This is a genomic window from Sphingomonas sp. LaA6.9 (assembly GCF_022601895.1).
Classification (GTDB): domain Bacteria; phylum Pseudomonadota; class Alphaproteobacteria; order Sphingomonadales; family Sphingomonadaceae; genus Sphingobium_A.
The window spans coordinates 20,775-29,952 of record NZ_JAKVIO010000045.1 but is presented as its reverse complement, the minus strand read 5'-3'; the positions used below and the strand labels follow the sequence as shown (position 1 = coordinate 29,952).

8 protein-coding genes are annotated in these 9,178 nt (G+C 63.1%); 2 read left to right on the top strand and 6 right to left on the bottom strand.

Annotation, left to right across the window (positions count from 1 at the left end; all coding sequences use genetic code 11):
• Positions 1–575: outer membrane beta-barrel protein (locus tag MKI88_RS18010; protein WP_241632933.1), on the top strand; the 575-nt coding region annotated here is incomplete at its 5' end.
• Positions 576–757: 182 nt separating this feature from the next.
• Positions 758–2,071 (top strand): pectate lyase, encoded by a 1,314-nt coding sequence (locus MKI88_RS18005; protein WP_348636273.1) that lies wholly within the window; start codon positions 758–760, stop codon positions 2,069–2,071.
• 20 nt (positions 2,072–2,091) lie between these two features.
• On the opposite strand, the gene MKI88_RS18000 is transcribed toward MKI88_RS18005, so the two are convergent.
• From MKI88_RS18000 to MKI88_RS17975, 6 genes are all read right to left on the bottom strand, one after another.
• Positions 2,092–3,096, bottom strand: coding sequence for a glycosyltransferase family 2 protein (locus MKI88_RS18000; protein ID WP_241632932.1), 1,005 nt, complete (start codon positions 3,094–3,096; stop codon positions 2,092–2,094).
• Positions 3,097–3,105: 9 nt separating this feature from the next.
• Positions 3,106–4,056, bottom strand: a complete 951-nt coding sequence (locus MKI88_RS17995; RefSeq protein WP_241632931.1) for an NAD(P)-dependent oxidoreductase — start codon at positions 4,054–4,056, stop codon at positions 3,106–3,108.
• A 17-nt stretch (positions 4,057–4,073) separates the two neighbouring features.
• The gene (locus tag MKI88_RS17990; protein WP_241632930.1) at positions 4,074–5,345 is read right to left on the bottom strand and encodes a class I SAM-dependent methyltransferase; all 1,272 of its coding nucleotides are present in this window, start codon (positions 5,343–5,345) and stop codon (positions 4,074–4,076) included.
• A gap of 4 nt (positions 5,346–5,349) precedes the next feature.
• Positions 5,350–6,591: a DegT/DnrJ/EryC1/StrS aminotransferase family protein gene (locus tag MKI88_RS17985; RefSeq protein WP_241632929.1), complete on the bottom strand. Its 1,242-nt coding sequence runs from the start codon at positions 6,589–6,591 to the stop codon at positions 5,350–5,352.
• Between the two features lie 4 nt (positions 6,592–6,595).
• Positions 6,596–7,708: an NAD-dependent epimerase/dehydratase family protein gene (locus MKI88_RS17980; RefSeq protein ID WP_241632928.1), complete on the bottom strand. Its 1,113-nt coding sequence runs from the start codon at positions 7,706–7,708 to the stop codon at positions 6,596–6,598.
• A gap of 66 nt (positions 7,709–7,774) precedes the next feature.
• Positions 7,775–9,124 carry a UDP-glucose/GDP-mannose dehydrogenase family protein gene (locus tag MKI88_RS17975; RefSeq protein WP_241632927.1) on the bottom strand — a complete coding sequence of 450 codons (1,350 nt, stop codon included), beginning with the start codon at positions 9,122–9,124 and terminating at the stop codon, positions 7,775–7,777.
• Positions 9,125–9,178: the final 54 nt, after the last annotated feature.

Sequence of the window (9,178 nt, the reverse complement as noted above, 5' to 3'; positions counted from 1 at the left end):
TGGACGCGTTCGTCGAAGGCTTTGCCACGAAGCGGGACGCGCGCACTGCCGTGGATCGCAACGGTGTCGACCGCGACACGACCACCTATGGCGGCAATGTCGGCGTCCAGCTCGACATTGCCGACCGTATCAAGGGCGATCTCGGGCTTGGTGTGTATCGCGCCGAGTATCAGGATGCCACGATCAGCGACCACACCGGCTTTTCGGCGAGTGGCCGGATCGTCTGGCGCCCGCGCGTCCGCACTTCGATCACGGGGCAGGTCTTCAGCGGCGATGTCGCCACGATCCGCGGGGGTGCGTCATCGCGCACCGATACCAGCGGCTCGATACGCGTCGATCAGGAAGTGCGCCACAATCTGCTTGCCTACGCGCTCGTCGGCGTCGTCGATACGAGTTACCGGGGGGCGAGCGGGCGCAATCTGACGACCCTGACGGGCGCGGCGGGCGTCGAGTATCTCATGAACCGCTCCATATCGATCAAGCTCGATACTGCCTATATGGACCGCTCCGCCAATCTGCCGACGGACGCCTTCAACAAGTTCCGTGTCGGGGTGGCGCTGCGATTGCGTTACTGATTCCAAGCGGGCTAGCGCCGGTCTCTATCGGATAGCTGGCAGGCGCATTCGTACAGGATCGGGAACCCACACTTGCGGTGCTGCGGCAACCACCGGAGTATATCGGGATGACACCATCGCTATATCCATCACGCAGGAAGAAACTGCGGCCTCGCATTGCGACGCGCGGTGGCGGCCATATCGTGCGAGCCGTCGCGATCGCCTGCCTTGCCAGCTGCTCGGCTGCCGATGGTCTGCCTGCCACGAGCGGGAGCGATGCCTTTCCCGGCGCCGAAGGGCACGGTCGCTATGCCGCCGGCGGGCGCGGCGGCCGCATCATCCAGGTCACGACGCTGGCCGATTCCGGCCCGGGATCACTGCGCGCCTGTATTGATGCAAGCGGACCGCGCGTCTGTGTGTTCAGGGTAAGCGGCGTGATCCGCTTCACGAGCGCGCGCCCGATGATACGCAACCCGTTCATCACGATTGCCGGGCAAACCGCGCCGGGTGGTGGCATCCTGCTCACCCACAATGGAGGCGCGACCGGACTGACGCCGCTGGTCATCAAGAACACGCACGACGTGATCGTCCGCCATATCCGCGTCCGCACCGATCGACGCGGCGCACAGCGCGGCAGCAATGACGGCATCACGATCGAGGGCAGCAGCAATGTCATCATCGATCATGTCAGCGCCTCATGGGCGCTGGACGAGAATTTCAACGGCTATGCGCAAAACGACAGGATCACGGTCTCGGCCTCCATCTTTGCCGAAGGCATTACCGATCACGACAAATGTGCGCTGCTGAGCAGCGATCCGACGGGTCCACAGCGCTTCAGCTTCATCAAGAATCTGTGCGCGCACAATGGCGATCGCAATCCCGACGTCAACTTCCCGCCGGGGTCGTGCGTCGAGGTCGTCAACAATGTCCTCTACAACGCCCGTTCTGAGTTCACCGAGGTCTGGGAAAGCTATGGCGGTACGCCGGTCAGCGTCGTCGGCAACTACTACAAGGCGGGTCCCGACACGCTCGGCAGCGCATCGGCAATCAACCGGCAGATCATCGCATCGACGGGTGCGGCAAGGGTTTATGTGGCCGACAACAGCTTTGATGGACGGATGGTGGCGCAGTCGCCGCTGCTGGCGCCGGTGCTCATCAGCCAGCCCACCTGTCCGCTGACATTCGCGCCGCTGAGCGCATCCCAGGCCTATGCGACGGTGCTCGAACTGTCGGGCGCATTCCCGCGCGACGCCGTCGACCTGCGCATTGTCCGCGATGTTGGCGAGCGGACCGGGCGAATCGTGAGCGCGCCCGGCACATTGCCCGCAATCGCCACAGGCACGCCTTATCCCGATAGCGATCGCGACGGTATGTCCGACACCTGGGAGCGTTCGAAGGGGCTCAACGTCGGCACCAACGACGCCTGGTCCGATCATGACGGCAATGGCTGGGCCAATATCGATGAGTTCCTTGATTACGCGCATCGCGAGGCGCTGCGGGCGCGGGCGGTTACCTGATCGCAAACAGGGGCTTTTGCCTATAGCGCGGTGGAAATCTGTGTCCTGCGATCAGCATCGAAGACGAGGTGGTGGCGCGGCTGATCCATATTGAGCGTCTCTTCGATGATCGGGGTTGGCCGATGCTTCGCCTGCATGAAAATCCGACCCAGATATTCGCCAAGCACACCCAGGAAGATTGCGTTCATGGAGATCGACATCAGCAGCAGCAATGTCGTCGTGGCAAAGCCTGCGGGCCAGTCCTGCCCGAAGACGAGCCGGCCCATGATATAGCCCAGGCTCAGAAGGAAGGTCAGGCATCCAACCAGCAGGCCCACTGCGGAGGCCAGCCGGAGCGGCACCAGCGAATGATTGAGCACGCCATCGACCGCGAGCGAAAGCATCGCGCGGAACGGGAACTTGCTCTCGCCCGCGGTACGGATGCGTCGCACATATTCGAACCCGATCTGCGAAAAGCCCATCGAGCTGATGAGTCCGCGCAGATAGGGCGAGGTATCGTCCACCTGACGCAATTCTGAGAGAATACGCGCGTCGACGAGCCTGAACTCGCCTGCGTTCACCGGTAGATCGTCTTCGCTCATCGACGCAATCAGCCGATAGAAGAGCCGCCGCGTCGCACGCATGACCGCGCCTTCCTCCAGCGTTTCCCGGACGCCATAGACAACCTGATGCCCCTGACGCCACAGCTCGAGCATCTTGGGGATCAGTTCCGGGGGATCCTGGAGATCGCAGTCGATCTGGACGGCACAGGCGCCCGTGGCCGACTTGTAGGCGACCAGCAAGGAGCGCTCATAGCCGTAGTTCCGCGCGAAACGGATCACCCGCACCCTGGGATCGCGTTCGGCAATTTCGCGCAGCAGGGCGAAGCTGCGATCGGTCGAATGATTGTCGGTGACTATGATCTCATAATCGTAGTCGGGCAGTGCCGCGAAGACCCGCACGATCTCGGCATAGGCCCGCTCAATGTTCATGTCCTCGTTGTAGACCGGCACGAGGATCGACACCTTGGTGCGATTGTCGAGCATTGCGTACTCCTAAGTCAGCGCAGGCGCGCGCTGCATAGCCGCGATCGTGCGTTCAAGGCCCTCGCGCAGCGTGGCCGCGGCCGACCAGTTGAGCAGGGTGCTGGCGCGGTCGGGCGACGCCAGCAGCACGGAAGCGCCAAGTTCGGGCGTGCCGTCGCCGAAGCTGACCAGCGCAGGATCGGCGCCTGTGATGTCGAGGATCTGCTCCGCCACCTCGCGCATGCTCGGCGCCGTGCCCGTCGCGATATTGATCGCGTTGCACCAGGGCAGACGGCGCTCGGCCAGGAGCAGAAGCGCGTCGACCGCGTCGTCGACATGAATGAGGTCGCGGCGGTCGGACGGGCGCGCGACGTGAAACGGCCGACTTTCGAGGCACGCGCGGATCAGCGCCGGAATCATGAAGGTCTCTGATTGCCCCGCCCCGTACACCAGCGCCAGGCGCGCGGTGATGGTCGGAAACGGCAGGATGCTCTCGAGAACGCGCAGATACATCGTCCCCGCGGCCAATCCCGCGCCATAGGGCGTGGAGGGATCCTCCTTGTGATCCTCGCGATAGGGAACCGTGGCGGTGCCATATTCGGCGATCGAGCCGGCGCGCACGAAGGCGGATGGAGGCTCGCGTAGTTTGGAAAGCGCAGCAAGCAGCGCGATCAGATTGGGAAGATCCTCGCGGATCGTCAGATCTACGGCGGGGAAGTCCACCTGCGCGGTCAGGCGCGTCTCGGCCGCCAGATGATAAACCTGGTGCGGAGCGGCATCGACAAGGCAGGCGGTGAGCGCAGCCTCGTCGGACAGATGCAGTTTGTGGACATGAAGGCTGTCGATCGTGTCCCCCAGCCGATGCAGTGACGTTTCGGGGCGGACGAGCAGATGCAGCTCGTCCCCCCGTTCGTGCAAGCGGCGGACGAGGTGGGATCCGATAAAACCCGCGGCCCCGGTTATGAGCGTGCGCTTTGCCACTTGCGATGCACCGCTTCCTATCCGCTCACGAGCGTCGGCCGGGGGAGGGGTACGACGAATTTCCCGCCGCGATCCAGAAACGCCTGTTGCTGGGCACGAATTTCGTCAAAGAAGTTCCACGCCAGCACGAAGAGTATGTCGGGCTTTTCGGTTTCGATGGCCTCCACAGGCTTGATCGGTATGCGCGTATTGGGCGAGTACAGCCCGTGCTTCAGGACATTCTTGTCGACAAGGAAGTCCAGATATTGCGGTCCGATCCCGAAATAGGTGATCAGCGTGTTGCCACGCGCCGATGCGCCATAGCCCGCGATCTTCAGCCCCTGCGCCTTCAGATCCGAAAGCATCTGGCGCAGCTCCGCGCCGATCGCGTCGACGCGTTCCACCAGCGCCTGATAGGTCGATTCCTCCAGCATGCCGCCCGCGGCCTCTTCGTCGAGCATTTCCTGCACGATCGGCGTCCGCGCCGTGCCCGTGGCATTGCGCGTCAGGAAGACGCGCATCGAACCGCCATGAATATTGGGCAGGCGGTGCACGTCGGTCACGTCGAGGTCGAAAAATGCGCCCAGCTTGACGAGCGAGAGCAGGCTGAATTCGGAGACATGCTCATGATAGATATTGTCGAATTCATTATGGTCGATCAGTTCCTTGGCGCGCGGCACCTCGATGACGAACATGCCGTCTTCGGACAGCAATATGTCGATGCCGCGCATGAAATTGTGCAGATCGCCGATATGGTTGAAGGTATTGGTCGTGACGATGATCTTCGCCTTGCCGTGCTTGTCGGCAACATCGACGGCGGTTTCGGGGTTGAAATAGGCGACATGCACATCGACGCCGCGAGCGTTGGCGAGCTCGGCGATATTGGCTGCGGGATCGATGCCCAATGTCTTGCAGCCCAGGGCATTGCATGCAGCCAGCAGCAGTCCGTCATTGCACCCGATGTCCACGATCAGCCCGGTTGAAGCCGCGTGGCTCGCGAGCACGTCGGCGAATTCGCGAAAGTGGCTCTGCATCGTCGCCGCGCCCGATGGCACGTAGAGATAGTGACGGAAGAAATCGGGCGGGATCTGATCCGCGACCTCGACCAGCCCGCATTCGAGGCACACCTGCGCGTTCAGCGGAAAGCTGGGCTGGGGACGTTCCAGATCCTCGGGCTTGATCAGCATCTGTGCCGGAGCATGATCGCCCAATGGCAGGAACAGGTACGGATCGGGCGCAAGGCAGGCGCGGCACTGGACCAGTCGGTCGGTTGGCGCGTCAACGGTGCGGAGCACGGCTTGGCTGGACATATGATTACCTTCCCGTCTTGGCCTTGAGGAACGAAGCGGCGGTCTCGTAGATGTGCGATACCTGCGCCTCGCTCAGCCCCTGGTGACAGCCGATGACGATGCCGCCGCGCGTGACGAGATCGGAATCGGGATAGCCGCGTACGCTCTCGCGGCGCGCAATCGTCTTGAAGCCCGGCTGACGCAGGATGTTTCCGGTAAAGACCGGGCGGGTCTGGATGCCCCGATCCTCCAGATACATCTGCATTTCGTTGCGGTGGAAGGGCGCATCGTCCCTCACCACAAGCGGGAACGCGTACCAGGTCACGTCGGCGCCGGGGATCATCTCGGGTAGCAGGAAGAACTCTTCATAACGCTGGAAGAAGGCCTTGTGCCGATCGAAGGTCGCTTGCCGCGACTTCAGGAACCCGGGCAGCTTTCGGTACTGGACGAGCCCGAAGGCGGCGCCGAGTTCGGACGGCTCGAAATTGTAGCCGATCATGTCGAAGACATATTTGGCGTCATAGGGAATGCCGTCGATCTCGATCCCGAAGCGCGCATTGGCGCTTTCGGATTCGGCGAACACCGATGATCGCCTGCCCCAGCCGCGCAGGATGCGCGAACGGTGTTCAAGCTCCTCGCTGTTGGTGCACAACATGCCGCCATTGCCCGCGCAGTTGATGATATGCGCGCCGTAGAAGCTGGTCGTGCAGATATCCGCGCGTTCGCCCGTCGGGCGGCCGTGCAGCTTGGTGTCGAGCGTGTCGGCGCTGTCCTCCAGCACCAGCAGGCCGTGGCGATCGGCGATCGCGCGGAGCGCGTCCCAATCGGGGATATTGCCCATCAGATTGGGGATCACCATCGCCCGCGTATTGGGCGTGATCATTTCCTCGACCTGGTCGACGCGGATGTTGAGCGTCTGCGGATCGACATCGACAAAGGCGGGGACGAGGCCGTTCTGGACCTGCGACGCGACCGTCGTAGAGAAGGTCAGTGCCGGGGTGATGACCTCCGAACCCTTGGGCAGGTCCATCGCGGCGATGCCGAGCAGCAGCGCCGACGAGCCGGAGTTGACCATCACGCCGCGCGACTTTCCGAACAGCGCGGCGATCTTCTCCTCGAACTCATGGACCTTCGGCCCTGGCAGCGTCGATGTGCGCAGCACCTCGACGACGGCGGCGACTTCCTCCTCGTCGCTGACGCTCAGCGCGTAGGGCACGCGCATCGTGCGTTCGACCGTTTCGATTTCTGTCTGACTGACAGCTAGCATGTGACTACACCTCCGCGCTGACGGGAATTCGAATCCCGTTTTTCTCGACCAGATGCTGGATCAGCCGGGAAAGGCCGTCCTCGAGCCCGACCTTTGGTGACCAGTCGGGAAACAGGTGCCGCGCCCGCGACAGATCGGGGCAGCGGCGCTGGGGATTGTCGACCAGATAGTCGGAGTCCTCGCTCGCCTGATAGCGCACCGCGATCGGCGCGCGGCCGAGCACGCTTGCGCCCGTCCGCGACACGGCTTCGGCAAGGTCGCGCATCGAGATCTCGACCTCGTCATTGCCTGTGTTGATCGCGTCGCCCGCAAAGTCCGACGCCAGCGTGCGCATCATCAGCGCGATCGCATCGCTGACATAGCAGAAGGAACGCGTGGGCGCCCCGTCGCTCAGCAGCTCGATCGGGCGATCCTCCAGCACGCACGTCATGAAATCGGGCAGGACGCGGCGATCGTCGAGCCGCAATCCCGGCCCATAGACGTTGAACGGCCGGACAAGCTTGATCGGCGTACCGAACAGCCGGTGGTGCGTGACCGCGAGCGTTTCGGCCATGCGCTTGGATTCATCGTAGCAGGCGCGCGGTCCGGTGCACGACACATAGCCGCGATAGTCTTCGGGGGTCGGTATGAAATCGGGGTGCGGATCGCCGTAGATCTCGCTCGTGCTCATCACGATCATCCCGCGCGTCAGGCTGCGCCGCGCCAGTTCGAGCAGGTGCCTGGTACCGTCGACATTGGCGCTGATCGTTTCCAGCGGATATTGCCGATAGACCGTGGGCGAGGCGATGCTGGCGCCGTGCACGATCCAGTCGACGGGTTCGTCGAGATCGAGCGGATCGGATATGTCGTGCCGCACCAGGCGGAAGTTCGGCAGCGCTTCCAGATGCGCAAGGCGCTCGGGCACGCCGGTCTTGAAATTGTCCAGCGCGATGACCCGGCACGCGTCGCCCGATCCCGTCTCGTTCCACGCCAGGAGAGTTTCGACGATATAGCTCATCAGGAACCCGCCCGCGCCAGTGACAAGGACAGTCGTTCCCGCGAAGCGGGGCAGGACCTCCACGAGGTCGCTCAGCAGCGCTTTGACGTCGTTTTCCACCACACGCGAATAGAACTGCATCTTCGCCCCCACTCTAAACCTGTCGCGCTGCGCGCCAGATCGCCACGCCATGGACAATCGAACCCGTCATCCCCCGTTCCCAATCTGGTAGAGTTTGAAATCCTTCGGCGGGTCCAATGAGCGTAGCGAATTGCGCGCGTCGAATATGACGTTTCCGCGCATCGCCTTTCGGATTTTCGGCCAGTCAAGCTCGCCCCACTCGGGCCAGGCAGTGCCGATGATCGCGACGTCGCTGCCTTCCAGTGCCTCCAGCGCGCCGCCGGCATATTTCACGGTGCCGTTGAGCAGCGGCCTCGCGAGGTCCGTGGCGACGGGATCATAGACGGTCACGTCAGCGCCACGATCGCGCAACAGCTCGACGAGATGGATGGCGGGCGAATGCCGCAGATCGTCCGTTCCCGATTTGAAGGCCAGACCGAGAACACCGACCCTTTGCCCCGCAAAGGCGCCAATGCGGTCTTCCGCAAGATCGAGGACCGCGCTTGTGCGGGCCGCGTTCACCTGCGCAACGGCCGCGAGCAATGGCGTCTCGACATTCTTCCCGCGCGCATAGGCGAGTAACGCCGCAATGTCCTTGGGAAGGCAGCTGCCGCCATAGCCGCTGCTCGGCCGCAGATAGGACAGGATCCCCGGCCGTACGCGATGTCCATCGATGACGGGCGAGAGACGCTTGTCGAGATGGAGCCCGTCCATCACGATTTCTGCGTCGGCGCCCGGGGTCCGCTCGCACAACGATGCGAGTTCATTGGAAAAGGAAATCAGCGTCGCGAGCAGCGCGTTGGAGGCGTATTTGGTGAACTCCGCATTGCGCAGCGACATGACGACCCTGGGGCAGTCGAACGACGCGTAGACCTCTTGCATGACGGCGGCGGCTCGCGCGTCGGACGCACCGATCACGATTCGGTCGGGCGCCATGAAATCCTCGATCGCGGTACCCTCGCGAAGGAACTCCGGATTCATGCAGAGACCGATATCGGTCCCCGTCACCTTCCCAGCAGCGCCTTCGAGTGCCGCGCGCACAACGCCGTCGGTCGTGCCGGGAACGACGGTGCTCTTGACCGCGACCACATGGTATCCAGGCTTGGATTTAAGCGCATGGCCGATGGCAGCCGACGCCGTTTCGATCTGCGAAAGGTCGATATGGCCGTCGGCGTCGGGTGTCCCCACCGCAATCAGCGTGACGTCGCTGTCCTGTACCGCCGATATCAGGTCGACCGTCGCCGAGAGCGCGCCGCTGGCGATGGTTTCCTCGACCAGCGGCTGGAGACCGGGCTCGAAAAATGGCGCACTGCCACCCGAGATCCGCAGGACGCGCGCCGCGAGCTGATCGACACAGACGACCTTGTGCCCGAGCTTGGCGAGACATGCCCCGGTTACAAGGCCGACATAACCCGTTCCAATGATAGAAATGTTCATGCGATACCGGTCCCCGGCACCGATCCTGTGCATTGGCTGGAGCCCGGCACCCGG

Coding starts and splice junctions, on each gene's coding strand:
- MKI88_RS17975 (WP_241632927.1), bottom strand. CDS start 9,124: ATGAACATTTCTATCATTGGAACGGGTTATGTCGGCCTTGTAACCGGG.
- MKI88_RS17990 (WP_241632930.1), bottom strand. CDS start 5,345: ATGTCCAGCCAAGCCGTGCTCCGCACCGTTGACGCGCCAACCGACCGA.
- MKI88_RS17985 (WP_241632929.1), bottom strand. CDS start 6,591: ATGCTAGCTGTCAGTCAGACAGAAATCGAAACGGTCGAACGCACGATG.
- MKI88_RS17980 (WP_241632928.1), bottom strand. CDS start 7,708: ATGCAGTTCTATTCGCGTGTGGTGGAAAACGACGTCAAAGCGCTGCTG.
- MKI88_RS18000 (WP_241632932.1), bottom strand. CDS start 3,096: ATGCTCGACAATCGCACCAAGGTGTCGATCCTCGTGCCGGTCTACAAC.